Here is a 453-nt window from a genome sequence, read left to right as displayed (position 1 = left end):
GCATCGCCCATCGTTCACGACCTGATCGGCGTCGGTTTCGGCCCTTCGAACCTGGCACTGGCCATCGCTCTGCAGGAGCGCGGCCGGATCCAAGGCGAACTGGATGTGCTGTTCCTCGACAAGCAGGCCACTTACAGCTGGCACGGCAACACCTTGTCGACGCAGAGCGAGTTGCAGATTTCCTTCCTCAAGGACCTGGTGACCCTGCGCAATCCGACCAGCCCTTACTCGTTCGTCAACTACCTCAAGCACCACGGGCGTCTGGTCGATTTCATCAACCTCGGCACTTTTTATCCATGCCGCATGGAGTACAACGACTACCTGCGCTGGGTGGCCGGACAGTTCACCGCGCAGAGCCGTTATGGCGAAGAAGTGCAATTCATCGAACCGGTATTGCACAGCCAGCAGGTCGAAGCCTTGCGGGTGATTTCCCGGGGCAGCGACGGCCAGCAG

1 protein-coding gene is annotated in these 453 nt (G+C 59.8%); it reads left to right on the top strand.

Annotated features, from left to right (window positions below):
- Positions 1 to 453, top strand: a 453-nt coding sequence (locus tag J5M71_RS28375) for a SidA/IucD/PvdA family monooxygenase (RefSeq protein WP_207838956.1), incomplete at both ends; no start/stop codon positions are given.

The organism is Pseudomonas sp. 43(2021) (assembly GCF_017490805.1).
In the GTDB taxonomy this organism is placed as follows: Bacteria; Pseudomonadota; Gammaproteobacteria; order Pseudomonadales; family Pseudomonadaceae; genus Aquipseudomonas.
This window is presented reverse-complemented; position numbering and strand designations above follow the sequence as displayed.